This is a genomic window from Gordonia rubripertincta (assembly GCF_038024875.1).
GTDB classification, from domain to species: domain Bacteria; phylum Actinomycetota; class Actinomycetes; order Mycobacteriales; family Mycobacteriaceae; genus Gordonia; species Gordonia rubripertincta.
The window spans coordinates 3,997,263-4,022,704 of the sequence record NZ_CP136136.1 but is presented as its reverse complement, the minus strand read 5'-3'; the positions used below and the strand labels follow the sequence as shown (position 1 = coordinate 4,022,704).

27 protein-coding genes and 1 pseudogene are annotated in these 25,442 nt (G+C 66.0%); 12 read left to right on the top strand and 16 right to left on the bottom strand.

Features of this window, described 5'->3' with window-relative positions:
* Positions 1 to 38 precede the first annotated feature (38 nt).
* From RVF83_RS18300 to RVF83_RS18280, 5 genes are all read right to left on the bottom strand, one after another.
* Complete coding sequence (locus RVF83_RS18300; RefSeq protein WP_255220623.1) at positions 39 to 1,001, bottom strand: hypothetical protein; 963 nt, start codon at positions 999 to 1,001, stop codon at positions 39 to 41.
* Between the two features lie 5 nt (positions 1,002 to 1,006).
* Positions 1,007 to 1,747 carry a T3SS (YopN, CesT) and YbjN peptide-binding chaperone 1 gene (locus RVF83_RS18295; RefSeq protein ID WP_005195102.1) on the bottom strand — a complete coding sequence of 247 codons (741 nt, stop codon included), beginning with the start codon at positions 1,745 to 1,747 and terminating at the stop codon, positions 1,007 to 1,009.
* Between the two features lie 390 nt (positions 1,748 to 2,137).
* A complete protein-coding gene (locus RVF83_RS18290) occupies positions 2,138 to 2,743 on the bottom strand; it encodes a class I SAM-dependent methyltransferase (RefSeq protein ID WP_039879948.1) in 606 nt (201 codons plus the stop codon).
* 57 nt (positions 2,744 to 2,800) lie between these two features.
* Positions 2,801 to 3,631 carry a mycofactocin-coupled SDR family oxidoreductase gene (locus RVF83_RS18285; protein ID WP_005195100.1) on the bottom strand — a complete coding sequence of 277 codons (831 nt, stop codon included), beginning with the start codon at positions 3,629 to 3,631 and terminating at the stop codon, positions 2,801 to 2,803.
* Complete coding sequence (locus RVF83_RS18280) at positions 3,628 to 4,494, bottom strand: amidohydrolase family protein (RefSeq protein WP_005195099.1); 867 nt, start codon at positions 4,492 to 4,494, stop codon at positions 3,628 to 3,630. Before RVF83_RS18280 ends, RVF83_RS18285 begins: the two co-directional genes overlap by 4 nt.
* Positions 4,495 to 4,562: 68 nt before the next feature.
* Between RVF83_RS18280 and RVF83_RS18275 the strand changes: the two genes are divergently transcribed.
* Complete coding sequence (locus RVF83_RS18275) at positions 4,563 to 5,102, top strand: LysR family transcriptional regulator (RefSeq protein WP_051989244.1); 540 nt, start codon at positions 4,563 to 4,565, stop codon at positions 5,100 to 5,102.
* 21 nt (positions 5,103 to 5,123) lie between these two features.
* The gene (locus tag RVF83_RS18270) at positions 5,124 to 5,474 is read left to right on the top strand and encodes a hypothetical protein (RefSeq protein WP_039879945.1); all 351 of its coding nucleotides are present in this window, start codon (positions 5,124 to 5,126) and stop codon (positions 5,472 to 5,474) included.
* Between the two features lie 4 nt (positions 5,475 to 5,478).
* On the opposite strand, the gene RVF83_RS18265 is transcribed toward RVF83_RS18270, so the two are convergent.
* From RVF83_RS18265 to RVF83_RS18255, 3 genes are read right to left on the bottom strand one after another with little or no spacing between them, the layout of a single operon-like run.
* Positions 5,479 to 5,790 (bottom strand): hypothetical protein, encoded by a 312-nt coding sequence (locus RVF83_RS18265; RefSeq protein ID WP_005195096.1) that lies wholly within the window; start codon positions 5,788 to 5,790, stop codon positions 5,479 to 5,481.
* A gap of 19 nt (positions 5,791 to 5,809) precedes the next feature.
* On the bottom strand, positions 5,810 to 6,316 hold the full coding sequence (locus RVF83_RS18260; RefSeq protein WP_005195095.1) for a flavin reductase family protein: 507 nt from the start codon (positions 6,314 to 6,316) through the stop codon (positions 5,810 to 5,812).
* Positions 6,317 to 6,322: 6 nt separating this feature from the next.
* On the bottom strand, positions 6,323 to 7,489 hold the full coding sequence (locus tag RVF83_RS18255; protein WP_005195094.1) for an LLM class flavin-dependent oxidoreductase: 1,167 nt from the start codon (positions 7,487 to 7,489) through the stop codon (positions 6,323 to 6,325).
* A gap of 207 nt (positions 7,490 to 7,696) precedes the next feature.
* Between RVF83_RS18255 and RVF83_RS18250 the strand changes: the two genes are divergently transcribed.
* Positions 7,697 to 8,476: a helix-turn-helix transcriptional regulator gene (locus tag RVF83_RS18250; RefSeq protein ID WP_005195093.1), complete on the top strand. Its 780-nt coding sequence runs from the start codon at positions 7,697 to 7,699 to the stop codon at positions 8,474 to 8,476.
* 100 nt (positions 8,477 to 8,576) lie between these two features.
* Here the strand turns inward: RVF83_RS18250 and RVF83_RS18245 are convergent, their stop codons facing one another.
* Both RVF83_RS18245 and RVF83_RS18240 read right to left on the bottom strand, forming a co-directional pair.
* A complete protein-coding gene (locus tag RVF83_RS18245; RefSeq protein ID WP_247602335.1) occupies positions 8,577 to 9,113 on the bottom strand; it encodes a DUF3558 family protein in 537 nt (178 codons plus the stop codon).
* 729 nt (positions 9,114 to 9,842) lie between these two features.
* Complete coding sequence (locus RVF83_RS18240; protein WP_005195090.1) at positions 9,843 to 11,111, bottom strand: vWA domain-containing protein; 1,269 nt, start codon at positions 11,109 to 11,111, stop codon at positions 9,843 to 9,845.
* Between the two features lie 93 nt (positions 11,112 to 11,204).
* Here RVF83_RS18240 and RVF83_RS18235 point away from each other — a divergent pair, with 93 nt between their 5' ends.
* Positions 11,205 to 11,924, top strand: a complete 720-nt coding sequence (locus RVF83_RS18235; protein WP_005195089.1) for an NUDIX hydrolase — start codon at positions 11,205 to 11,207, stop codon at positions 11,922 to 11,924.
* Positions 11,925 to 11,993: 69 nt separating this feature from the next.
* Positions 11,994 to 13,247, top strand: coding sequence for an APC family permease (locus tag RVF83_RS18230; protein ID WP_005195088.1), 1,254 nt, complete (start codon positions 11,994 to 11,996; stop codon positions 13,245 to 13,247).
* Positions 13,248 to 13,267: 20 nt separating this feature from the next.
* Here RVF83_RS18230 and RVF83_RS18225 read toward each other — a convergent pair whose 3' ends face one another.
* Together RVF83_RS18225 and RVF83_RS18220 are read right to left on the bottom strand one after the other, a co-directional pair.
* Positions 13,268 to 13,921, bottom strand: coding sequence for a M23 family metallopeptidase (locus tag RVF83_RS18225; protein ID WP_005195087.1), 654 nt, complete (start codon positions 13,919 to 13,921; stop codon positions 13,268 to 13,270).
* A gap of 323 nt (positions 13,922 to 14,244) precedes the next feature.
* On the bottom strand, positions 14,245 to 15,039 hold the full coding sequence (locus RVF83_RS18220) for an SDR family NAD(P)-dependent oxidoreductase (RefSeq protein WP_005195086.1): 795 nt from the start codon (positions 15,037 to 15,039) through the stop codon (positions 14,245 to 14,247).
* 165 nt (positions 15,040 to 15,204) lie between these two features.
* Here RVF83_RS18220 and RVF83_RS18215 point away from each other — a divergent pair, with 165 nt between their 5' ends.
* On the top strand, positions 15,205 to 15,708 hold the full coding sequence (locus RVF83_RS18215) for a nuclear transport factor 2 family protein (RefSeq protein WP_005195085.1): 504 nt from the start codon (positions 15,205 to 15,207) through the stop codon (positions 15,706 to 15,708).
* A gap of 49 nt (positions 15,709 to 15,757) precedes the next feature.
* Here the strand turns inward: RVF83_RS18215 and RVF83_RS18210 are convergent, their stop codons facing one another.
* Together RVF83_RS18210 and RVF83_RS18205 are read right to left on the bottom strand one after the other, a co-directional pair.
* On the bottom strand, positions 15,758 to 16,192 hold the full coding sequence (locus tag RVF83_RS18210; protein ID WP_005195084.1) for an SRPBCC family protein: 435 nt from the start codon (positions 16,190 to 16,192) through the stop codon (positions 15,758 to 15,760).
* A 34-nt stretch (positions 16,193 to 16,226) separates the two neighbouring features.
* Positions 16,227 to 16,850 carry a TetR/AcrR family transcriptional regulator gene (locus RVF83_RS18205; RefSeq protein WP_051989243.1) on the bottom strand — a complete coding sequence of 208 codons (624 nt, stop codon included), beginning with the start codon at positions 16,848 to 16,850 and terminating at the stop codon, positions 16,227 to 16,229.
* Positions 16,851 to 16,928: 78 nt separating this feature from the next.
* On the opposite strand from RVF83_RS18205, the gene RVF83_RS18200 reads away from it, so the two are divergent.
* Positions 16,929 to 17,216 carry a hypothetical protein gene (locus RVF83_RS18200; protein ID WP_005195082.1) on the top strand — a complete coding sequence of 96 codons (288 nt, stop codon included), beginning with the start codon at positions 16,929 to 16,931 and terminating at the stop codon, positions 17,214 to 17,216.
* 3 nt (positions 17,217 to 17,219) lie between these two features.
* On the opposite strand, the gene RVF83_RS18195 is transcribed toward RVF83_RS18200, so the two are convergent.
* Positions 17,220 to 17,825, bottom strand: a complete 606-nt coding sequence (locus tag RVF83_RS18195) for a TetR/AcrR family transcriptional regulator (RefSeq protein WP_005195081.1) — start codon at positions 17,823 to 17,825, stop codon at positions 17,220 to 17,222.
* A gap of 417 nt (positions 17,826 to 18,242) precedes the next feature.
* Between RVF83_RS18195 and RVF83_RS18190 the strand changes: the two genes are divergently transcribed.
* Genes RVF83_RS18190 through RVF83_RS18180 form a run of 3 tightly spaced genes read left to right on the top strand, consistent with a single transcriptional unit; the run spans position 18,243 to position 22,996 of the window.
* Positions 18,243 to 19,478: an ABC transporter substrate-binding protein gene (locus tag RVF83_RS18190; RefSeq protein ID WP_005195080.1), complete on the top strand. Its 1,236-nt coding sequence runs from the start codon at positions 18,243 to 18,245 to the stop codon at positions 19,476 to 19,478.
* 51 nt (positions 19,479 to 19,529) lie between these two features.
* Entirely contained in the window at positions 19,530 to 22,277 is a 2,748-nt protein-coding gene (locus RVF83_RS18185; protein ID WP_005195079.1) for a branched-chain amino acid ABC transporter permease/ATP-binding protein, read from the top strand.
* Positions 22,274 to 22,996 carry an ABC transporter ATP-binding protein gene (locus tag RVF83_RS18180; RefSeq protein WP_005195078.1) on the top strand — a complete coding sequence of 241 codons (723 nt, stop codon included), beginning with the start codon at positions 22,274 to 22,276 and terminating at the stop codon, positions 22,994 to 22,996. Before RVF83_RS18185 ends, RVF83_RS18180 begins: the two co-directional genes overlap by 4 nt.
* Before the next feature lie 70 nt (positions 22,997 to 23,066).
* Here RVF83_RS18180 and RVF83_RS18175 read toward each other — a convergent pair whose 3' ends face one another.
* Positions 23,067 to 23,633, bottom strand: a complete 567-nt coding sequence (locus tag RVF83_RS18175; protein ID WP_005195077.1) for a TetR/AcrR family transcriptional regulator — start codon at positions 23,631 to 23,633, stop codon at positions 23,067 to 23,069.
* A 70-nt stretch (positions 23,634 to 23,703) separates the two neighbouring features.
* Between RVF83_RS18175 and RVF83_RS18170 the strand changes: the two are divergent.
* Both RVF83_RS18170 and RVF83_RS18165 read left to right on the top strand, forming a co-directional pair.
* Positions 23,704 to 23,946, top strand: a pseudogene (locus RVF83_RS18170) (carotenoid oxygenase family protein); the annotation flags it as partial.
* A 163-nt stretch (positions 23,947 to 24,109) separates the two neighbouring features.
* The gene (locus RVF83_RS18165; RefSeq protein WP_341261964.1) at positions 24,110 to 25,144 is read left to right on the top strand and encodes a carotenoid oxygenase family protein; all 1,035 of its coding nucleotides are present in this window, start codon (positions 24,110 to 24,112) and stop codon (positions 25,142 to 25,144) included.
* The last annotated feature ends 298 nt before the right edge of the window (positions 25,145 to 25,442 follow it).

The following is a 25,442-nucleotide window of genomic DNA, read 5'->3' as shown; positions in this document are numbered from 1 at the left end:
CGGACGTCTCCCGCGAATTGAACTTACGCAAACCAGGATCAGGACTTCCGAGACTCCGACACCGTCAGCGACGCAGTCAGGGGTTCGAGTGTGTCGAGATACAAGGTCGCGAGGACGGCCGAGTTGCCTGCAACTCCGCGGAGATGGTCGGTCTCCGAGGCGTTCACCACGTCATCTACCGCGTGTTCCAGCTCATCGATGGCGCCGACACGATCGAACCACGCCCGCTTGTCCTCGCGTTTCTGCACCCCGTCCACAACTTCGCGGTACTCGGCGAAGGCCTGCACTCGCCGCAACAGACCATCTGCGCGACTGTCGAGCACGCGTGCTTTCTCGACGTAGACACCCACCACGTCGTCGTCCTTCGCGAGATGTCCGGCTGGCGGTTCGCCCAGCAGCGCACGCTGATCACGTAACAGCGCGGCGCTGGCGGCGATGGCCGAGACCTGAGCGGCCAGGTCTATGCGAACGTTGTGTTCGTCGAAGAAGTCGAGGCGCCAGGCAGGGTAGGCGTGGATGCGCGCTGCGATCAGCCCCGCAACATAGGCGAACCGACCGACGAGGTCATCGCGCATTCCCTCCACTTCGGCTCGTTCCGTCTTGTTGAGGTCGTACACCCGGTCAAGACGTGCCTCGCGAGTCTCGTCGGTCTCCTCATGCTCGGGCGGATCGACAAACGGAAGCCAGCCTAGTCCGACGGCCCGATTGCGTTGCGTGAAATCCCGCCCTGACCAAACGTCAAGCGCGAGAACAACATGGCCCGCCGCGCGCCCCTCCGGAATCTGATCAACCAGGGCGACGCTCTCCAAGACCTCCGCTCGCAGCGCATCACAGGCCTCATTACGTTGCGCACGGGCGGCGAAGAGTTCCTCATTGAGCGCCAGAATAGGTGACCTCCGCCTACTAGGCCTGGCCGCGGGCTTCCGGTCCTTGTTGGGACGCGGCCACGCGAACGATGCCGTCGAAGCGAGGACAACAGCACACAGCAGGAGCACAGTCACGGCCTTCACGATGAACCCAGTGCCACATGCCGCAACGCGCCCCGCAGGTCGCGCGCGGTCTTCTCCCAGCCCCGCGCCTCGTGGAGGCAGGCCTCGGCTTCGTCGGTATCACCCGTGGCGAGCGCATCGTCTGCGCTGTTGCGCCAGTTGATCATCTGTTCCTCGACGATCCGGATGTACCGCAGTATGGCCGCACCGTCGTCGTCGCATATGCGTGCGACGTCTTCTGGTGACAGCGGGTGGCCGCCGTCTGCGTCGAGTTGGATGAGGATCATGATGGGAGTTGGCAATTCCTCGTCATCGTCGTCCTCGTCCTTAGCCCCGAGTTCCCATGCGAAGGTGCCCCCGACGTCCTGAGCGATCTCGGCGCCGTCGGTCATCACCGACTCGAACTCGGTGAGGCACCGAATCAAATGAGCTTCTACCGGCGGATCGGCGTAGAGAATTGCCCGCACGCGGATGGTGTCGCCCACAAGGAAAAACTTGAGGGCCGGGTGAGCCCTGTTGAGCCGCTGCACAACGAACCCCGCGTAATCGGTCTCGACGATGTCGGTCACCAGCGGGGAGAACACGTGAATCGCTTTCTCGTCCTCGACAGCTGTGATGAAGGCGGCGCCCGTGTCGAACTGGATTGGGAAGTCGCCGTCGTCGTCATTGACCGCCTCATGACCCACCATCGGTTCGAGAGCAGAACTGATCCAGATCTGCAGATCCGACAACGACAGATTCTCTTCGGCCACCTTCATCCCCTTGTCCTCGTGCCTCGCGGCTCAAGCCCCATCGTGGCGCACCGGACGACCACATGGTCGACATTGCCCGGGCACGCCCCATTCCGGCCCACCGGGGTAGCACGGGCTTCGGGACTGTGGACTACACCTCGTCGATGGCGTCGAGTTAGTGCGTGCAGCCGACCGCGGAACCCGGCACCACACAATGCTGATGATCGCATTGACCCCCGACAAGGTGAATCATCGTCGGATCAGCAACCTGCCGACAGCCCTGGGGCCAGGCACGGTTTCGCACCAACATTGAGGGGATTGTCGATGTCCAATGCGGTCCGACGATGATCTTTGTAGTGCGCTTGACCGCTCCACTCATCGATCTCGAGCCTTCGTGGACCACCCACTGTGCGGTATCTACGCGGGACGCAGCACCGCGACAAGAAACTCCGACTCCGCCGTGAACGGCCGAACATCCCACGCCGATAGCAGTACGTCGTCAGTGAAGCCCGCCGACGCCGCGTCGTCGAGGAACTCGTCGAACGGGTAGTCCCGACCGGCACCAAACCCGAGCACCGCACGTCCATCCTCCCGAAGGTGAGCACGCAGTCGCTTAAGGACGGTCACGCGCGTACTCGGCGCGAGAAACGCCATCACGTTGCCGGCCGAGACGATGATGTCGAACGGTTCCTCGATGCCGTGCGCCGGCAGATCCAGCTCGGCCAGATCGCCGACCAGCCATCGGGGCCCGGGATGGTCTTCCTTCGCAGCCGCGATGAGCACCGGGTCGACGTCGACGCCGACCACGTCGTGCCCGACCTCGGCCAGATATCCACCGACACGTCCCGGACCGCACCCTGCGTCGAGGATGCGGGATCCGCGCGCTGCCATCGCGTCGATGAGTCGAGCCTCACCGACCAGGTCGTCGCCCTTCGCCGCCATCGCGCGAAAGCGCTCGACGTACCAGGTTGAGTGATCGGGATTCGCTGCGACCTGTTGCATCCAGATGCTCTGTTCGACCATGCCGCCCATTGTCCCAGAGGCAGCGACGCACCTACGTGGGTGCGCCGCTCCGGCCGGTCACCCGCGCGTGGCCGTTGTCCCCAGATTGACCTCCAGCACGGTCCCAGTAGTGAGGCCAGGATCGTCGACAAAGTACAGGACCGCGCGGGTGACGTCGGCGGGTTCGAGCCACGGCACACCCAGCGGGCCGAGACCGGCGAACACCGACCGCGCGTCGTCGGGCTTGGGGTCGTCGAGGTCTGGCCGGAACCGCCTCAAGGTGGTCGGGTTCATGACCATCGGAGTATTCACCGACGTCGGGCACACCACGTTGGCGGTGATGCCGTATGCGCCGACCTCCAGGGCGACCGACTTGATGAAGCCGATGATGCCCCACTTGGTGGCCGCGTAGTGCGAAAGATTCTTCATGCCACCGCGTCCCGCACCTGACGACACTCCGACGATCCGACCTCGCCCATTCGCCCTCATCGCTCCGACCGCGGCGCGCACACAGTGGAACGTTCCGGTCAGGTTGGTGTCGACGATGTCGGCCCACTGGTCGTCACCGATCTCCTCGACCGGCGTGAACGCGCAAACGCCGGCGTTGGCGACGAGGATGTCGAGCCGACCGTGCTCGGCCATGATCGCGTCAACAAGCGCGGTGACTGCCGCAGCGTCACGCACGTCCAACCGCGCTTCCGTGGCCCGGCCGCCGTCGGCGACGATCTCAGCGACGGTCGTAGCCAGTTCCTCTTCGGTGGCCAACGGATAGGGGACCGTCGGCACCTGTCGGGCGATGTCGCTGACGATGACGTGGGCTCCCGCTGCCGCCAACGCGCGAGCGTGGGCGCGTCCCTGGCCGCGTGCGGCGCCCGTGACCCAAGCGACCTGCCCGGTCAGGTCGGTCATCGTTCCTCCTCGAAGCCGTACACGCCGAGTGCGTTTCGGCGATAGAACCGGTCCTGTTCGTCCGCGGGCTCGTCACCGATGATCGAGGTGAGTGACTCGATGAGGTCGGCGTAGCGGCCGCCGATGTGCTCGATCGGGATATTGCTGCCGAAGATCACCCGGTCCCAACCGAACGTGTCGATCGCCGGTTCCGCCCACGGGCGCAGAGTCTCCGCGGACAGGTCGCCCGTGGACATGCCGAGCCCGGAGATCTTGCACCAGGCGGAGGTCGTGTCGGCGCACGCGGTGATGGCGCGACGCCACGCGGTCCGGGCGTCGACGTCCGTCGCGGTGGGCCATCCGGTGTGCTCGAGAACGACGGTGAGATCGGGGAAGTCCGCGAGCGTCCGCAACCAGCCGTCCATGGTCTCCGGGTGGGCGGTGAGGTCGAAGACCAGGTCGTGGTCGTCGAGCCAGCGCAGCACGGTGCGCGCCGCCTGCGAGTCCGGTTCGAAGCCGTAGAGCACGCGGACTCCTCGGAACTCCGGCGTGATCGCGGCCTGGGCGTCGAGGTCGGCGCAGATGTCGTGTGCGCTCAGCGTCGGGTCGACGGATCCGACGAAGCGCATGTCCACTCCGCGGTCGGCGGCGACCTTCGACACCCACCGCAACTCGTCCAGGTACGCACGCGGCGCGGTCACCGCCGAGACGTGCACGTACTGCTCGACCGGGAACCCAACGGCTGCCGCCGCGTAGTCGTCGAGACCGAAGTCGGAGTAGAGGTCGGGCCTGCCGACATCCTCGGCGAAAGCTTGCAGACCCGGGTACCAGGGATGGTTCAGGTCCCACAGGTGAAGGTGGGCGTCGACGACATGTTGAGGCATGGACCTAATCGTCGACGCCGCGCGCGAAAACGACCAACACCCGTTGCCTATCGATCTAGCATCACAGGATGCTAGATGTGTCGTTGCGTGAGCTCGAGTACGTCGTCGCCGTGCATCGCGAACGGAACTTCACCCGCGCCGCACAGCAGCTGCACATGGCGCAGCCCGCCCTGAGTCAGGCCATCCTCCGGTTGGAACGACGCCTCGGAGTGCGTCTGTTCGACAGGACGAGTCGCCGGGTCGAACCGACGCCGGCCGGACACAACCTCGCGGTCGACGCTCTCGACATCATCGACCGCGTCGGTGCGGCCATCGCGCGAACGGCCGCACCTCGTCGTGCCGTCACCGTGCACATCAGCGAGCCCGCGCTCGAAACCCCACGCAGGCTGATGGCCGCGTTACGCTCCGCCGACCCCGCATTGTCCATACACCTCACGACGCTGCCCCGGTCGCTGACCGGCGACGACGCCAGGGGAGCGCAACTGTCGTTGACCATCGGTGCACCCATCCACGCGGCGGGGGCGCGAAGCACGCCGCTGCGTGCCGAACGCGTCGGCGCGCTCATGGACGTGAGACACCCTTTGGCACAGCAGGATTCGGTGACCTGAGGCGACCTCGAACGTTTACCGGTGGTGTCCATCGACGATCAGCTCAGCCAGTGGAACCGGTGGATCGCACAGTGGGCAACGAGTCAGGGCCGACACCCCAGATGGACGACGTCGGCGGTGTTCGGCATTGTCGCCGGCAGCGACATGGTCACCGACGGCGAGAGTCTGTTCGTGTGCCTGGAGTCGGTGGCCGCAGACGTCGGTGACGACTTCCGGTGGCTCCCGTTGGCGCCCACCGCGACCGCATCGTGGTTTCTCAATTGGATGGATGCGCAATCGGGTTCGCCGGAAGTACGCGACTGTGTCAGTGGCGCAGCCGCATTCGCCGAGGAATGTGGGTGGATAGCAGGCGGGAATCTGCCCGGTGGGTGAAGCGCTATGCGGTACCCGCACGCACGAGGTGTGCCCGCCACGATCCTCCGTCGTCCGACACCCATCCACGTTCATGCGCATAGGCGACCATCGCTTCGAACTGCCGGCCGTCGAATCCCTCGGACGCAGCCAACAGTACGGTGAGAGCGCCGATGTGAATCCACGCATGGTCGCCCTCGATCTCACCGAGGTGGGAGTCCTTGAGCTGCTTCGCGATGTCGGCGGCGGTGAGGCTTGCAGCGGCTTCGACCTGAAACCGGCGGTAGTCCGTGGCCTCGAGCACTTCGACCCGCCCGGGCTGGACGGTTACGTACACGACGAAAGACCTCCAGGTGTCAGGTGGCGTTGAGGATCGGGGAGTGGGTGCCGAAGATGCGACCGTGGTAGGTCAGCGGTGGCGACTCCTCACGAATGACGTGCCGCACGGCGCCGACGATGATCGTGTGATCGCCGCCGGTGACGAAACGTTCTGCGGCGCAACTCATCCAGATCGCCGCGCCGTTGAGAGCGGGGAGCGTCTGAGTGGTCGCCCACCCGATGCCGTCGAACTTGTCGTGGCCCTTCCGCGCGAAGGCAAGCGCGACGTCGGACTGATGCGCGCCGAGTACGTTGACAGCGAAGTTCCCGTGCGCGCGGATCACGCCGAGGAGTTCCGAGTTCTGGTCGAGCGCGATGGTCACCATCGGCGGTTCCATCGACAATGACATGAACGCGCTGACGGTGGTGCCGTGCGGCCGGTCGCCGTCGAAGGCCGTGACGACGGCGACCGGGGAACACACGTGAGCCATCGCGTCGCGGAATGACGCTTGAAGCGAATCGGTGGCTGTTGTGTTGGAGGGCATCGATGTTCAGCCCTTCGATGCCAGTTCCTGCTCGTACTTGCGCGTCATGTGGTCGACGGCCTCCAGCTGCTTCGCAGCATGGCCCTCTCGCACAGCGCGCGCGTGCTCAGCGGCGTCGAGTGTTGCCTGCGCCTGGCCCTGGAAGTGCGGGAACACTTCCTGCGCGAAGAGTTCCGCGGAACGCTTGGTGTCCTGCGGGTTCGCCCAGTCGTGGCCCATCTGCAAGAGGCATCCGAAACCTTGGGACTGATCCCACAGACGCTGGACCTGGGCCCGGGCTTGTTCCGGAGTACCGATGACCCCGATGCCGGCCTGGTTGATGAAGTCGATCATCTCGGTGAGTTTGTTTCCGGAGACGGCCATCTGGGGGAATGCGGCGACGTGTTGGAAGTAGTCGAACCACTGCTCGATGCCGTACTCGACCTGGCGGTACGCCTCGGCCTCGGTCTCCGCGATGTGGAACGGCCCGGCGAGGGTCCACTTGCTGCGGTCGACGGTCACGTTGTTGGCCGCAGCGCGTTCCTCCATGACGTTCCAGTGGTGCCCGAGTGCGTCGAAGCCGTCGGCCGACAGGGTCGCCCCGATCGACAGCAGGCCGAGGCCGTGGGTGCCGGCCAAGCGTGGCCCGGTGGGGGAGGCCACCGCGGCGACGACCACGTCGATCCCGTCCGCCGAATAAGGCGCGAGCTGCAGCTTGGCGTCGTAGAGCTCGTGGGTGCGGGTCTTGGCGGAGACGGTCTCGCCTCGCAGAAGACGTACGACGATATCGAGGTTCTCCTGCAGAAGTTCACGAGTGTCGGTGGGGTTGAGGCCGATCATCGCGGAGTCGGTGGGCAGGGATCCGGGCCCGACGCCGAAGATGGTGCGGCCGCGGGTGAGGTGGTCGAGCTGCATGATGCGGTCGGCCGCCCACAGGGGGTTGTGGTATGAGAGCGAGGTGACGCCGGTGCCGAAGCGGATGCGCTTTGCCCGCTGTGAGGCGGCGGCGATCATGATCTCCGGCGACGCGATGATCTCGCTGCCGGCGGAGTGATGCTCGCCGAACCAGGCTTCGTCGTAACCGAGGTGGTCGAGGTGTTCGACCAGGTCGAGGTCACGCTCCAGGGCGGCGGTGGGGTTGCGGCCGGGTGCGTGGAACGGCGCCATGAAGTATCCGAAACGAAGCCTGCTCATGCGAGTCTCCTGTCGATCTGTCGGCCGGCGGTCTGTCGGCCACGACCAAAGACTAGAAAGAGTGTGACTGGCGCCACAGTGCACGAAAGTGGACGGTTTGCTTTGTGCCTCCTGCCGCAGCGCCCGTTGCATGGCGTTGCATGTGCTCCACATCACAATTGAACCGGTACAGTTCAGGGGATCGCGTCAGGAGGAAGGAGCACGGGATTGGCCAGTCAGTCGGTCGCGCTACCCGTCGACGAGTACGAGCGGGTCTTCGCCATCTTGGACGCGTGCTCGCAGGCGGATACCCTCGACGCGTTCAAGAACGTCTTGATGTGTGCGCTGCACGAGCACTACGACTGTCTGAACACGACGTTCTTCACCGGCCCGACCTTTGTCACCGCGTTCTCGGACCCCAACCCTCTGGTGACGGGGCGGATCATGCCGGTGATCGACGAGTATCAAGCGCGGTGGTACCCGAAGGATGTCTTCGCGTCCACGCAGTCGCGGGCAGCACTGTCGAAGAACCCGGCGATCTCGGCGGACAAGCTCGGCGGACTCGCCAGCGACTCCGTCAGTTATCTACAAGACTTCCTGTATCGCAAGCAGTTACACAGTGCATCCGTGATGCATCTCGACCTCGCGAACGATTGCCACGGGCTGGTCGGGTTGTTCGACTCGGAGGGTAGGGAACCGGACCGCGTGCGGTTGCATGCCATGGGTCTGCTGTCGCGGCAGCTGTCGAACCTGGCGAAATTGCTTCCCGAGCAGCCTCTCCCGTCGTGGCGGGAGTATCTGTCGCCGCGGCAGATTGAGCTGGCTGAGCTCGTCGCGGATGGGCACACCAACGAAGAGATCGCGTCGATACTCAACCTGGGAGTCGACACGGTGAAGAAGTATGTCAGCCGGGTGTTCGCAGCTACGCGGGTAAGGAACCGGGCGGAGTTGGTGAAGTTGGTTTGTGTCAGCGCGCAAAGTTCTGATCGGAGCGTTGCGGCACAGTAGGCTACGGCGGACGAGGTTCACGCCAGTGAAGTTAACTCGCGCGCGACACTTTAACCGGTTCTCGGCCATCGTTTTTGACTGAGTTGCCCGTTTCACGCTCCTAATTTGGAATCTGGGCAATGGTTGCGGTCAGGAAATCGGTAGCCTCCGCGCATAGCTGTTCCGTAGGTGGCGGATTGAAGCCCATCCTTGTGACAGACGTTATGACAAGGGCATTTCCAGACCTGACGTAAACCGTGCAGTCTCCTGGACCCATGGATTCGCGAAGCACACGACGCCCGTTGACTTCAGTGTCTGGTAGCCAGGTTGTCCCTGCGTCGTTCGAGGCTTTGTGACCGGACAGACCCGCCTCCGGTCGTTGCAGGTTCCCCACGAACTGAGCGATCGAGGATCTCCTGTCGTCGACGTACTTCCACTCACATCCTCTGGCTGTCTGAAAGTCGGAAGCGGCGACGTCTCCAACGGAGTCTGGGTCCAGTACGAAGCGCGTCACAACATCGACCGATACCTGCGTACAGGGTTCGTACGTCGATCCGTCGTTGTTGATGCTCCATCTGTTCGGGAACTCGGTCTCGAAGGGAAGTCGATTGCCCGCGTCGTCTGTCTGCCGAATCTCTTGCGCTTTGGAGGGCGACATCGCAGTCGACGGCTCGGCGACTGGCTGTCCAGATTCAGTCGCACAGCCGCTCAGCGCGAGCATTGTGAACGAAGCGAGTGCGACAGAGAGTCCTGCCAGACGTGGATTACGCATCAATTCCCTCGGCGCCGGCGAGGTCAGTGCTTTCGAACTCGGTGGCGGCAGTTCTGCACTGGCGTGCCAAGTCGGTCGCTTGGTTTGCGTAGGCCGCAATGTCAGCGGAGAGGGATATGACAGCACGTCTCAGTCCGGCGGTGACGTCACGTCCTTCGACACAGTCGCCTAGGTGATTCGACTTGCCTACGGGTTTCAGATCTGAGAATGCCGTGTCGAGTGCTGCGGCCACGTCCACGGCCACCGCAGCCCGCCGCTCCCACAGTGCCCGCTCCGAGCGCAGTTGGTACTCATCTCCGTGCGGACTCGCCGGCATCGCGGGAGCAGCGCTGGGCAACAACGAGTCGTCTGAGAACGGTGTCGTCACAAGTCCCCCTCACGCTCGCGCGCCCCGACGGCGCCCCACCCTCGCCGAACAGACTAGCGTGGCCCGCTGATTCCGCCAGCTGATCCCGCTCGCTGTGGAGTCTGAAGACAGAGACTCCGACCGAATCCAGCCTCGTCGACCAACTCCGCGGACTCGCGCGAGCGACTGCACCGACAGGGGGAGGGCGAACGGGGTATTGGTGCGGCCACCGAGCCCAAGCCCGGTGGCCACACCCCAACAACGACCCACTACCGCCGACGCCCGCGCTTCCGGTTCGCGAGGTGGTACGAGTCCCGCGACATCTTCGACGCGTACCCCGCACCCTCGACCCTCGCCCGGGCACCCAGCACCTCGATGCTCCGCAGCTCCTCCTCGATCGCCATGAACTCCTCGGGCGAAGCAAGCGCCGACGCCCGTCGAAGCTGAGACGCCGACTCCTCCAGAAGTGCCTCAGCCGCACCCAGGTCGCCGGACTCGTACGCCTTCGACGCTTCGAGCTTCGCCGCCTGGCCCTCCTGGTATAGCCGCTCGGACTCCACCTTCGGGTCCGGCACGCGACCCGAAGCCTCTTCGCCCGGCACCACATTCACCGAGATCGGCAGCGTCACCGTGTGTTCGGTGAGCGTCGAGGTCTCGACGTACCGCAACTCGAGCATCGCGATCTGCGCCAGCCCGAGCGCGGCCATCCCGTCGACCTTCATCCGCAGCAACAGCTTCCGCTCTTCGAGCGCGTAGAAGTCGCCGAGCTCGATCATCACCTCGCCGTCCGCGGTCTGGTGTGCCGGCAGGTCGTTGTACAGCGACAACTCCTGTACCTGCGGGACGAAACGTACGGTCAGTGTCACCACCTGCGCCGACTTCGACAACAACCCCTCGATCTCGCCGGCGATCGCCGCACCCGCCGCATCCGGGTTGTCGGCGAACACGTGGTTGCCGTTGCCGGCGCGCGCCATCGCCGACAGCAGCGTCTCGTCGTAACCCCGCCCGTATCCGAGCGTGGACGTGACGATCCCGTCGCCAGCGGCCTTCGACGTGACGCTCGCGAACTTGTCGACCTCGAGAATGCCGCGGTTCACGTGGCCGTCGCTGATGATCAGCACCGTGCCCCCCTGGGTCCCAGCGGCCTGGGCGCTTCGCCGCAGTTCCCGAAGGCCGAGCAGGTAGCCCGACGACAGATCGGTGCAGCCGCCGGTCGCGATCGACCCGATCGCGTCCACCGCGCGCTGCTTATCTGACAGGGGAGCGGCCGGCACGACGACCTGCGCGTCGTCGTCAAACGTCACCACGCCGAACGCATCCGACGGATCCAGCTGCGCGACAACGCCGGCGAGCGCCTTCTTCGCACCCTCGAGCGGGCTGCCGGACATCGACCCGCTCCGGTCGAGCACCATCTGCACGGCGGTGGGGGTACGTTTCGTTTCAGGTCCCGCGGGAGCCTGCAATTCCAGCAGAACGGTCACTTCATCGGCAGTCTCGTGGGCCACCATCTCGACGTCCAGAGCAGCGGAGAGTTTCATCATTCTTCCTTCCTCCGTCCCGGCATCCGATCGAGACGGCGACTTTGCGCGAATCTGAGAATAGACCTTTGCGCAGACATTCGCATAGTCTTTTTGGTTGTGGCCACCGGTTCGACGACGCTCACTGACTACCCACGACCGAACGTGGCCGTCGACATCGCGGTCCTCACGGTCGCCGACGGCACGCTGAACGTGGTGATCCAGCGCGACGAGCAGGGGAGAGCCGCGTTGCCGGGGCGGTTCGTCCGCGAGCGACACACTGTCGAGGAGACGGTGCGCGAGGTGCTCGAACTGAAACTGGGGCTCTCGCCCGATCACGTCCATCCACACCTGCTGGCTGTCTTCAGTGATCCTGACCGAGATCGTCGCGGCTGGACGATCTCGGTCGCGCATGCGGTGGCGTTGCCGGCCGTCGAATTGTCCGACGTCACGGGCGAACTCGCACCCGTGACACCAACCGGTCAGCTGGCATCAGGGGAGCGGGTCCTTTACGACCACGCCCAGATCATTGCAGCGGCCACCGACAAACTCCGCGAACGCTACGAAGACCAGCCCGACCCCGACAATCTCCTGCGACCTCCGTACACGCTGTCGGAGCTGCGGGAACTGCATGAAGCAATCCTCGGGCGACGGCTGATGCGGGACTCGTTCAACCGGCGCGCGCAACCCTTGCTCGCACCACAGCTCGATGCGGAAGGAAAGCCTGCAACGCGCATCGGTGGCGGCCGTCCGGCGAGGCTGTACGCGAAAGATGCGCCACCAACCGCGACCTTCGGGTGGCGATTGCCCAGCCCGAGGCCCGACACTCAGTAGCGGCCACGCGACATCACCGGACGACGCCCCTGGATCCGCAGCGTCGTGTACACCGAACAAAGGAACTCGATGACGGACTCCCCGGCCCCGCTGCGTCGCGCACTCGGTCTCCACGACGCGGTGCTGGTCGGGCTCGGTGCGATGCTCGGCGCCGGAATCTTCGTCGCACTCGCGCCGGCCGCCGCCGCTGCCGGGTCTTGGCTGCTGGTCGGCCTCGCGATCGCGGGCGTCGTCGCTTATTGCAACGCAACATCTTCGGCGCGGCTGGCTGCTCTCTACCCAGTCTCGGGTGGCACCTACGTGTACGGCCGGGAGCGCCTCGGCGAGTTCTGGGGCTACCTCGCCGGCTGGGCGTTCGTCATCGGCAAGACCGCGTCGTGCGCCGCGATGGCGCTGACGGTCGGGGTGTACGTGTGGCCGGAGAATGCCCACGCAGTTGCGGTTGCCGCCGTGGTCGCCTTGACTGCGGTGAACTACGCGGGAGTGCAGAAGGCGGCGTGGCTGACGCGGATCATCGTCGCGTTCGTGCTGGCGGTGCTGGCCGCGGTGGTGGTGTCCGCGTTCACGTCCGACGTCGCCAGTCCCGACCGTCTGACGCTGAGCTCAGACGCGAGCGTTCTCGGCGTGCTCCAGGCGGCGGGCCTGCTGTTCTTCGCCTTCGCGGGCTACGCGAGGATCGCGACGCTGGGCGAGGAGGTCCGCGACCCCGCCCGCACCATTCCTCGCGCGATCGGCATCTCCCTAGGTCTGACTCTCGTGGTCTACGCGCTGGTCGCGACCGCGGCCCTCAGCATTCTGGGGGCCGACGAACTCGGTGACGCCGCAGCACCATTGACTGCGGTCGCGCAATCGGCGGGCGTCGACTGGCTGGTTCCGGTCGTGCGCGTCGGCGCCGCGGTCGCGGCGATCGGTTCCCTGCTCGCGCTGATTCTCGGCGTCTCGAGGACCGTGCTCGCGATGTCCCGCGACGGTCATCTGCCGCGGACGCTCGCCGCGGTGCATCCGCGGACGCAGGTCCCGCATCGCGCCGAGCTGGTGGTCGGTGCGGTGGTTGCGGTGGTCGCCGCGACTGCGGATGTTCGCGCGGCCATAGGGTTCTCGTCGTTCGGCGTACTTCTCTACTACGCCGTCGCGAACGCGTCGGCGCTCACGCTGTCTCGCGACGAGAACCGTCCCGCGCGAGTCATACCCGTGGTGGGTGGCCTCGGGTGCGTGGTGGTGGCGTTCACGTTGCCGCTCACCTCCGTGCTCGCTGGGATGGTCGTCCTAGCAGTCGGAGCCGGCGTGTACGCGATTCGCAGTACACACCGGCTCCGACGTTAGGACTCAAGAACGAGCGTCCGTCACGGGTGGACGCCGCGCTGGTTCAGCCACACTTGGGGGTTGATCTTCTTGCCGTTGGCATCCCAGACCTCGTAGTGCAGGTGGGGGCCGGTGGACTGGCCGCGGTTGCCGACGGTGGCAATCTTCTGGCCGGCAGTCACGTGCTGTCCGGGACGGACGAAGCTCTGGTCGACGTGGCCGAAGACGCCGGTGGTGCCGTCGTCCTGCTTGACGCGGACCCACTGGCCGAAGCCCGAGGCCGGTCCGGACTCGAGGACGACGCCGTCGGTGACGGCGTAGATGGGGGTACCGATCTTGTTGGCGATATCGACTCCGTTGTGGTTGGTGCCCCAACGCGGGCCGAACCCGGAAGTCACGGTGCCGCTGACCGGCTTGACGGCCTTCCGCATGCCGGGGGCGCCGGGGGTGAACACCGACGGCGGCAGGATGTCACGAGCGAACTTGTCGACCTCGGGCGGCAGGACCAGGCCGGCCGGCATCTTCACATTTTCCGGCAGCGCGATGTGCGGGGCGGGCGGCGCGGGCTGGGCCGATGCCTGCGCCGCGGTGCCGATCGTCAGGCCGGCGGTGCCTGCGAAGGCCGCGAGTGCGACCGCTCGCACTGCCTTCCGGGTGCGGGTCTGGGGTGAGCGATGAGCGTTCAGGAAATTCAAGGGCACAGCATTTCTGTTTCGGTAACGATTAGGTCTCGGAACGGACACGACGAGGCTAACCATGCCGACCTGAGCGAATCCTTAGAAGACGGCCCGATCGTGGCCGGGCTCACTCAAAATGGCTGAATTACGAGCTCAGCGTGGGTCCGGTCACACCTGGTTTGTCGCCCAGCAGACACGTGGCGCTGTCTGTCACGGGCCACGTGAGGGAGAGCGGGTCCGCCAAACGTGGGACACCGATCCGAACAGTCGGCGCCCCGCCATCAGGCCATGTGGACAGTTCCGTGGACCGCCACGTCTTCGTGCGCGCAGGCGCACGAGCGTCACATGCGCGATTGCCGGCGCCTACCGAGTTTCTGCATCGCACCGATGAGTCCGAGGCCGACGCTGGGCGCGAGGTCTCCGGCACGGCTGATCACCCCACGCCACCGGGGCAGTACCCGGAACACCTGACGGCTGTTCATCAGTTCCATACCGGCCTGGACAACCGCCGCCTCGTCGAGTGGCCGGGGGCCGGCGAAGAGCATCGCGGCACCCGGGTCGTTCGCGTGCGAGGTCACCATCTGCGTATTCACGACATCCGGGCACAGCGCGCGAACCCGGATGGGCAGACCTGCGTGCCGCACATCGCCTTCTAATGACGTCGTGTAGGACAACACCGCCGCTTTGGTGGCGGCGTACAGCGCCAACCCCGGCACGGGTGCGAGCGCCGAGAGGGACGCGACATTAAGAATGACTCCGCCGCCGGCGTGGCGCATCTGTGCAACCGCGGCGGCCGATCCCGCCATGACACCACGCACATTCACGTCGAGGATGGTCGCGATCTCCTCGTCGGAGTGCTCCCACGCCGCTCCCGCGTACAGCACGCCGGCATTGTTCACCCAGACGGTCAACCGCCCGAGTGCGGCGGCTTCCTCCGCTATCCGACGATGCGACGAGATGTCCCGCACGTCCTGCTGCAGGCCTACTGCGCCACCGCCGATCTCGGCCGCGGCGCGTTGGGCCGCCTCGCCGTCGACGTCGGCGAGAATCACCAGGTGCCCCTCCTGCGCGAGACGACGGGCGAAAGCAAGGCCGATACCGCGACCGGCGCCGGTGACAACCGCTGTGCTGGGCATGCCCGGACTCTACTGTGCGCAGATCCGCCCACTTGCGTCGTATCTCGCGACGCGCCGGGCTCCGCGCGGGGGTGGGCCGACCCTGGCACCCGACGCCAGTCGCTCCCGCCGATGTTGTTGCAGATGCTCGCCGTAGCCCGAACGCCGAGCCTCTAAGGTGAACGCATGGACACCGACGCCACTCGTCGTCTCGATGAACTAGCGCACATCGAGGCCATCAAGCAGCTCAAGCACCGCTACTGGCGGGCCTGTGATGCCAAGGACGTCAACGGTTTCCGCAGCTGTTTCACCGGTCAGGGTGCACGCATCGACTACGGCCGGCTCGGCATCTTCGACGACGCCGAGCCGATGGCGAAGATCTTCGAACAGGTGGCTCGGCACAAGGTCGGCGGGGAGTACGCCATCTTCGACATGCACCACGGCCTCCACCCCGACATCACGCTGACTTCGGAGACCACAGCCACCGGCCGGTGGACCCTGAAGTTCCGTCAGGTGAACCTGATCGACCGCACCGAAACCGTGATGACAGGGGAGTACGACGACGAGTACGTCGTCGAGGGCGGCGAATGGAAGATGTCGGCCAGCAAGCTCACCGAACGGTGGTCACTGCGACGCCCACTCGGCCCCGACGCCACGGTGCACGCCGGAACTTTCCACGAGTCGGACTAGCGTCACGCCGGCTGCCGGACCATCGCCGCGAGCCGCTCGAGTGTCTCCGTCATGCCGTGCCGCAGATCGGTTTCCGGTCCTTGAGTCCGTAGAGCGTGCCGATGAGGAACCAGCCGAACGAGTTCAACGGCTCGGTCACCTCGTAGGACTCGGTGACCATAGTGCCGGTGGCATCGGGATCGAATCGATAGCTCCAGCGCAGGGTCCCGCCGATCCACTCGGTGCGCTCGAAGGTGAACTCGCGTCCTCGGTCGGCGACGGTGATGACGGGTTTGTTGAACCAGTCCGGTCCACGCCCGGCCGAGTTCCGCGCTCGGAACCGCGCGCCGACGGCCGGACCGGTGGCGCCGTCCAGCCACTTCACATCCGCTATCTCCGAGGACAATTCGGGCGTTCGCGTGACGTCGGAGACGATGTCGTACAGCTCTGCGGGGCTCGCGTCGATGTGGCGCGACACCGAGTCGCTGGTCAGATCCTGACGCATGATGGTTCCTTTCCTTCCGCGCCCCGAGGCTTGCTCAGGGCGAATAGTGGCGCACCCACATCTGTAGGGCGTCGTCGAGTAGTCGTGTATAAGAACCGGATTCGTAGGTCGCGCCCGGTTCGTTGGACATCTGCTGCGAACCGATCCCCGAGACGACCGAGGTGAGGAGTCGCAGGGCATCCTCCGAGTCGGCGCCGGGGCCGAGTTCACCGCGCGCGACCGCAGTCGCCAGATCCTCGCGAGCCTGGTCCACGATCGCCCGCGCTGGAGCGAACGCCGCCTCGCTGGGCTCGAAGCCGGGCACCGGACGCCAGAACAGCAGGGCCGCCAGCCCGGGCTCCGTCATCGACCACCGGATGATCGCCCGCGACTGTTCGAGCAACCCGTCCAACCCGGGCTCGCGGCCCGCGCGTGCAGCGTCGACGAACGTGCTGAGTTCGTGGTTTCCGACCTCGAACAGGCTGTCGTACAGGGCATTGCGCGACGGGAAGTACTTGTAGAGCGACGGCGGCCGCATCTGCATCCGCCGGGCGATCTCGGAGATGGAGACCGCGCCGGCTCCTTGCTCGGCGATGATGTCGCGAGCATGCCGGATCGCCTCGTCGATCGTCGTCTGCCGACGCTCCGACCGTCGCGTTGAACTATATCCTGTAGCCACAGCTATAGGGTATAGCTATCTAGGCGTCGAAACAACGGCTCGGAACTAGAAGATGCAGATCGTGGCACCGTGGAACCCATGACCGATCCCGAGCGCACGCCCGACGGCCATCACGTCGTGATCAACGGCCGTAAGTGGCGTGCAACGGATCCGCTCATTCCCGACGACCGTCGGTCCGAACTGCAGTCGATCCTGATGGCGTGGCGACGCGACGTGAAACGCACGAAGGGCGCTCCCGAGTCACGCGCCGGCGTTCAGGCCGCGAAGGTCGCGCTGGGGGAGCGCGGAACACCGTGGTGGGAGCAGTCCGACGACGAGCGCCGCGCACGGTGGGAGGCCGACGTCCCGCGACCGGAACACAGCTGAGACTTACCGAGGAACGATCGATTCGGCCGCATATCGTCCGGCGCGCTCGAATGTCTCGGTGATGTCGAGATCCGGGTCGATCCGCCAGTAGCGCATGGTCGACAAGTAGATCGCCGCCACCATCTGGGCGAGGAACTCCACCGGGTGATCCGTCCGCAGATCGCCCTGCTCCAAGCCCGGCTCGAGCAGCCGCTGTACCTGCGCGGTGAACAGGTGGCTGCGTTCCCCCAGGCCCTCCGACGCCGTCGCCAGACGCTCGATCTCACCGGTGACGACGCGCATGTAATCGGGATCGGCCACCGAGGACTGCGCGAAGTCGATGAAGACGCCCACCACCCGGTCATGGGTACTGACCGGCCGGCGCAACATTGCGTCGACAACCCGTCCGAACACGCCCATCAGTTCGGCGTACAGCGCGCCGACCAGGTCGTCCTTGCTGGGGAAATAGTTGAAGAAGGTCGCCCGGGACACCTCGGCGCGTTCGGCGATTTCCTCGACCGTGGCGTCGGCTCCGCGGATGCCCAACAACTCGCGTGCCGCGGTCACCAGCCGGTCACGGGTCTGCTGCTTGTTCTTCTCTCGACGGCCGACAGGCGCGGCGTCGGTCATGGAGGGCCTCCGTCCGTCGCTGGGTCGAGTTGCAGTATGCCGCTCGTGAGGACCAATTCTTACATTCGCGCACCAATTCCTGGATGGTCATCTAACTTTTGCCTCTAGGTCCAATGTGACGCACGACACGTCGACTGCCTTGGTGTTGTCGCACGTTCCGAGGGGTGGTGAGCGCCGTGTGGGTGAGGCGGCCCAGCGGGGTGGGTCATCGACGAACGTCGCGTCGGAGTACGGCGGAAGGTGCCATCGCGGCTCGATGCTGCTCTATTGCGCCCTGATTCGAATTGGGTTGCACTGCAACAGAATCGAGGTAGCGCACAGAATCACAAAACTACGCATACCCGACATCTGTCGGGGTTACAGTCGCCTCGACGCCGGGCACCTCGGTCCTGGCATCTCCTATCGAAGGGATTGCAGTTGAGATCACCACTTGCACTCAAGCGCGTGCTGCGGACAACCACGGTCATCGGTTGCGCAGGCGTGCTCGCCCTCGGAGCCCTCACGGCGTGCGTCGACGACAGCTCCGACAGTTCGAGCGCCGGGGAGACCAGCGCGCTGCCCAGCAACGCCGCGACCGGCGACCCGATCAAGCTCGGGCTGATCGTGCCCGAGGGTGGAGCGGTGACGACGCCGATGGTGCGTGAGGGCAGCGAAGCGGCCGTCGACTACCTCAACAACAACGGCGGCGGCATCGGCGGTCACAAGATCGACCTCGTCGTGTGCAAGCAGCAGGAAGAACCCGCTTCGGCGACCAAGTGCGCCAACCAGATGGTCGAGGAGAAGGTCTCGGTCGTCGTGTCGCCGCTGGGCGCCCAGGGCGCGGTCATGCTGCCGATCATCGCCGGCGCGGGCATCCCCTTCGTCGCGCAGGCGCCGGTCTCGCAGGCCGAGATGGCCACCCCCGGATCGTTCATGCTCTCCGGCGGCATCGTCGCGGTGCTCGCCGGCCAGGCCGCCACCGCCGCCAAGGACGGCCTCAAGAAGGTCACCCTCATCATCGGCGACTCCGGCGACGCAGCAGCATCGGTCAAGGCCCTCGGCGAACCGATGTTCAAGCAGGCCAACGTCGAGCTGAACGTCGTCACCATCCCGGTGGGCGCCGCCGACCTGACCCCGCAGATCACCGCCGGCCTCGCCGACAATCCCGACGCGGTGACCGTCCTCGGCGACACCCGCCAGTGCATCTCGGTGCTCAAAACCCTGCAGACCGTCGCACCGGACGCCAAGAAGTACCTGATCGCCAGCTGCCTCGACAAGCCGGTCCTCGACGCCGTCGGCAACGAGGCCGTGTCCGGGTCCAAGGCGTTCACCACCGTCAACCTCAGCTCCGACGACCCGAGCGTCACCCTGTACCGCAGTGTCATGGCGCAGTACGCCCCCGACACCGATCCCGCCGGTCTGGCCTACATCGGCTACCAGGTCGTCGCTGCGCTCGGTGAGCTGAAGGGCCTGGAGGGCACCGTCGACGCTCAGGCCTTCAAGAAGGCTCTGTCGGAGGCCAAGGATGTCCCGCTGCCCGCCGCGCCGGGTATCACGTTCACTTGCGACGGCAAGGCCTTCCCGCCGCTGACGTCCCTGTGCAGCAAGGCGATCCTGGTCAGCGACGTGACTGCGGACGCCAAGCTCGAGAACACCGTCGTCACCAACAACTGATTCCGACCAGATCGGGGCCACGTTCCGGCGTGGCCCCGATCGAGGAGTTCCATGACTGACCATCTCGCGTTCCTGGTTCTCGGCCTCGGCAACGGGGCCGTCTTCGCCGCACTCGGCCTCGCCCTGGTGATGACCTTCAAGAGCTCCGGCGTGGTGAACTTCGCCACCGGTGCCGTGGCCCTGTATGCCGCCTACACCTACGCTTTCCTGCGTCAAGGTGAACTCCTCAACCCCTTACCCGGATTCCCGACGACCATCTCACTCGGATCGGATGTGGGAGTCGCTGTCGCCCTGCTGATTTCCGTCGTGATCGCGGCGATCCTCGGCGTCATCCTCTACCTTCTCGTCTTCCGGCCCATGCGGACGGCACCGGCGCTGGCCAAGGCGGTCGCGGCCATCGGGCTGATGCTGGTCATCCAGGCGCTCATCGCCCTGCGCGTGGGGGAGGACACCCCCAGCGTCGGCCCCATCTTCAAGGTCGAGACCTTCAAGATCGGCTCCAGCACGGTACCCACCGACCGGCTATTACTCGCCGTCGTCATCGTCGGGCTCGCCATCTGCGCCGGACTCGTGTTGCGCTACACCCGATTCGGCGTCGCTACAGAGGCGGCCGCCGAATCCGAGAAGGGTGCTCTCGTCACCGGTCTCTCCCCGGACCGTATCGCCATCGCCAACTGGGCATTGTCCTCGGCGACCGCAGGCCTGGGGGGCGTACTCATCGCCCCGATCGTGCCTCTCAACCCGGTCGCCTACACGATGTTCATCGTGCCGGCACTGGCCGCGGCGCTGGTCGGTAACTTCACCGCCATCTCGGTGACGGTCGGCGCCGGACTCGTCATCGGCATGCTCCAATCCGAGGCCACCAAACTGCAGACCACGTGGGACTGGATGCCCGACGCCGGTGTGGCCGAAGCGGTTCCGCTGATCCTGATCATCGGGTTCCTCCTCGTTCGCGGGCAACCGCTGCCCGGACGCGGCGCGGTCATCCGCCAGGACCTCGGCCGCTCGCCTCGTCCCCAACATCTGCTGGTCCCCGGGATCATCGGCGTCGTCGTCGCCGTCATCGCGCTGCTCACCACGTCCGGCTCTCTCCGCCTCGCGGTGATCGCCACGATGATCTACGGGATCATCGCGCTCTCCCAGGTCGTGGTCACGGGCTACGCCGGGCAGGTGTCGCTGGCCCAACTGACCCTGGCGGGCGTGGGAGCGTACGCGCTGAGCAGGCTGACCGAGGACCTGAACCTGCCCTTCCCGATCGCACCTCTTCTTGCCGCCTGCGCCGCGACCGTCATCGGCGTCATCGTCGGTCTGCCTGCCCTCCGTGTGCGGGGCTTGCCGCTGATGGTCGCGACCCTCGCGCTCGCCGTCTTCTGCGAGGCGTTCTGGTTCCGCAACCCGTCGCTGAACGGCGGTCTGCAAGGCGCACCGGTGGATGCACCGTCGATCTTCGGCATCGACCTCGGCATCGGGGCGGGCGAGGGCTATCCGCGTCTCGCTTTCGGCATCCTGTGCCTCGTCGTCCTGACGGTCGTCGCCTACGGTGTCGCGGCGCTGCGTCGTAGTGGGTTGGGCGCGTCGATGCTGGCGGTCCGGGCCAACGAACGGTCGGCGGCCGCAGCTGGAATCAACGTCGGCGTCACCAAACTCATCGCCTTCGCGATCGCCTCCTTCCTCGCCGGCCTCGGCGGCGCGCTGCTGGCCTATCAGCAAACCCTCGCCACCGCCGGGACATACGCCGTGTTCGCCGGCATCGGCCTCTTCGCGGTCACCTACGTCGCCGGCGTCACCTCCATCTCCGGTGCGATCCTGGCCGGCGTGATCGCACCCGGTGGCGTGATGTACTTCGCCGTCGACAAATACGCGTCCTTCGGCGACTACTACATGCTCGTCAGCGGCATCCTGCTGGTCCTCACCGTCGTCACCAGTCCCGACGGCCTGGTCGGTTACCTGCACACGTTGCCGTTCCCGGGCCGGCGCAGCGCACCGCCGGCCGAGCAACCTCCGGAGTCGTCCACGACACCCGTCGCCGACGCACCGACGCCGCCGAGTGGTTCGGTGGTTCTCTCCGTCCGTGATGTCACCGTTCGCTACGGCGCGGTCACCGCCGTCCGCGACGTCGGCTTCGACGTCCGCGCCGGGGAGATCGTCGGCCTGATCGGCCCCAACGGGGCGGGCAAGACCACCCTGATCGACGCCATCAGCGGCTTCGCTCCGGCCGAGGGATCCGTCGCACTCGAGGGATCGGCGATCGACGGACTGGCCCCGCACCGCCGCAGCCGTGCCGGCCTCGGCCGCACCTTCCAGGACATCGAGCTTTACGGCGAGTTGTCCGTCGCCGAAAACCTGGCGATCGCGGCACGACGCGCACCCGGTGACACCTCGGACAACGTGCGCAACGTCTTGCGCATGCTCGAGATCGCCCATCTGAGATACGTTCCGGCCGCCGACCTGTCCCAGGGTCAGCGGCAGCTGGTCGCCGTCGCCCGGGTCCTGGCCGGCCAACCACGGGTCGCGCTTCTCGACGAACCGGCGGCGGGACTCGACAGCACCGAGAGCCGATGGCTGGGCGATCGACTGAGAGCGGCTCGGGCACATGGGGTCTCGATGGTCCTGGTCGATCACGACATGGACCTCGTGCTGAGCCTCTGCGATCGGGTGATCGTGCTCGACCTCGGCGAGGTGATCGCCGACGGCACACCCGACGAGATACGGACGTCACCGGCCGTTGTCGGGGCCTATCTGGGCACCCCGTCGTCGGCGGAGGCAGCCGAACCCGATGCAGTGAAGGAGATGTCGTGACGGTGCTGGAATGCCACGGCCTCGACGCCGGATACAGCCGAGGGAACCCGTGTGTTCACGGGCTCGAGCTGACCGTGAACGCGGGAGAGATCATCGCACTGCTCGGGCCCAACGGTGCCGGGAAGACGACGCTCCTGACGACCCTGGCAGGATTGCTGCCGCGTCTCGGTGGTGAGGTCACCGTCGCCGGTCAGTCGGTGCGTCCGGGCGACGCGCGTGCGGCGGTCCGTGCCGGACTTGTCCTCGTGCCCGACGACCGGGCGCTGTTCCGCCGCCTGACCACCCGACAGAATCTGCACCTGGCAACACGTCTGCGGGGGCGGGCGCGTGCTGAGGCCGTCGACAACGTGCTCGGCCACTTCCCGTCGCTGACCAAACGCCTGACGGTCTCGGCCGGCGACCTCTCCGGCGGCGAGCAGCAGATGCTCGCCATCGCACGTGCACTCCTACAGAACCCGAAGGTGCTGCTCATCGACGAGCTCAGTATGGGACTGGCACCCATCGTCGTCGAAACGATCCTGCCCGTCCTGCGTCAGGTCGCCGACGCCGACCGCACTGCCGTCGTCCTGGTCGAGCAGCACGTGCGGCTGGCCCTCGAGATCGCTGACCGGGCGGTCGTACTCGTCCACGGCGAAGTGGGGCTGGAAGATTCGGCCGCGGTGCTGTCGACCGACATCGAGCGGATCGAGGAGGCCTACCTTGGGACGGCACGCGCGTAGACGCCCACGCAAGCGCATAGCCGACCCGTCGACCATCGCGACAGCGGACCTCAACGTAGGCGGTCTGGGCTCAGGCGGTCTCGGGCCGCGGCCGGTAGATGGCGTCGGTGATGCGGTTGGCGATGTCGGCGTGGGTGAGGAACCGGGCGGGGGACAGGAGTTCGGCGCACACAGCGCTGACCATGAACTCGACGGCGGCCTCGGGGCCGGGGGACAGGTACCGCGCGATCGGTGAGTCGGTGATGAAGGCGAGCGCACGGTCGGTGACGATGTCGATCAGCGTCGGATGTCCCTCGCGCCGGATCAACCAGGGTGTCAGCGACGCCGCGTCGTACCGGAGCGCGGCCTGCACCAGTTCGTTGCCGGCGTTGTAGTCGAGGACCTCGCGGACGAGCATGTAGATCGTGTCCCGCGGGTCGTCGGCAAACCGCAGGCGGCTCAACATGACCCGCTCAAGCGCATCCAACTCGGAGGAGACGATGGCCGAGATCAGCTGATCGCGGGATGCATACCGGCGATAGATGGTGGCCCGGCTGATGCCGGCCTCCTTGGCGACCGCGGCCAGCGTGAGCGCACCGACACCGACACGACGCGCGACCGCGCGCGCCGCACTCGTGAGGTCTTCGCCGCTCGACATTCCGCCATCCTAGAGCACCCCATGTGAAACACCCTTGCGGAATTTGTCTCATGCATGAGACTCTTCAGTCATGTCTGTATCAGACCTGACCCGGGCGCCTTCACGTGAGACCGGTGGAGAATCCCCGTGGGATTCTCAGCACGAAGAGTTCGACTACGAGGTCGACGACATCGAGGGTCAGATCCCTTCGTCGCTGCGTGGTGTCCTCTTCCGCATCGGACCCGGTCGGTTCGAGATCGGTGGACATCCGATGACCCACATCTTCGACGGCGACGGCATGGTGTCCCGTTTCGACATCTCGCCCGACCGCATCCACTACCGCAATCGTTATGTCCGTACGCGTAGCTTCAAGCGCGCCAACGAGACCCAGCTCCCGCCGAAAGGGTTCGCCACCCCAACGCGTCGGCGGGCCGCTGGCCAACGCGCTGAAGTTTCCCGAGAATCTCTCCAACACCAGCGTTCTCGTCCACGACGACGTGCTCTACACGCTGTGGGAAGGCGGACGACCGCACCGCCTCGACGCCGAGACGCTCGAGACGTACGGCAGCGAATCCTTCGACGGCGCGCTCAAACGTATCGGTGCGTTCTCCGCACACCCCAAGATCGACCCGAACACCGGTGACGTCTTCAACTTTGGACTCGACTTCTTCCCGCGGCCCATGATCCGCTGCTACCGGCTCGACAAGTCCAAACGCCTGCACAACGTCGGCACGGTGCCGATCCCCAAGCTCGGTTTCGTGCACGACTTCGCGCTCACCGAACGTCACCTGGTCTTCGTGCTCGGACCGCTGGTCGTCAGCCGACCCATCCCGGTCGCGCTGGGTATGCGACCGTTCGGTGAGGCGCTCTCGTACAAACCGGAGTTGGGCACGACCATCGTCCTAGTACCGCGTGACGGTGGGAAAGCCACACGCATCGAGACGGATTCGCTGTTCCACTTCCATGTGGCGAACGCCTACGAAGCCGGACCCGAGACCGTCGTCGACATCGTCGCCCACGACGCGACCGGCGGATGGACGCAGTGGAACAACTACCTGTGCAACTTCCGTGACAAGGCCGGACCCGCATTCGGCGGAACCCTCACCAGGTTGCGGATCAACCGCAACACCGAAGCCGTTGTGCGTGATCCGCTCAACGAACTCGGATGCGAGTTCCCGCAGGTGGATCCGCGGCTCGTGACCACCGCACACCGCTACACGTACTTGGCGGAGGCCTCCGTACGCGGGGGCGACCCCGATTCGATCACGACCGTCGACACGACGACCGGAGCGCAGGATCGCTACACCACGCCGGGCAACACCGTGTGCGAGCCCCTGTTCGCCGAGGATCCCGAGAACCCAGGCGAGGGTCGAGGCTGGTTGCTCAGCCTCGAACACCGGCCGTCAGACAAGCGATCCCGGTTGATCGTGTTGAACGCCGAACGCCCGAGCGAAGGCCCGGTCGCGGTGGCCACGCTCCGGCACCACGTGCCCATGACGTTTCATGGGGCGTACCGGACTGTTTCCGAGTAGGGGCGCCTTCGTCGCCCCCCCCGGGAGCAAGCACAGCTGATAAATTCCCGTCCCCGTGAGGGGTCCGCGAGGGCGGATCGCCCTCGACGATGTCTGAGGGGGACGAATTTCGCGTGGTCCGTAGCCACCCGCGCGCTTGACGTCCGGGACCGTGGTGCTTGCTACCCGACGTACCGGGTGAATTTGGTCGAGCCCTTCGCGGCTCGCCCCGCGAGTTCAGGGGTCCCCCAGGAACGGATGATCTCTCCGGGCCGACCGTCGGGGACCTCGTTGCCCTGGTCGTCGGCAATGGCGGGCT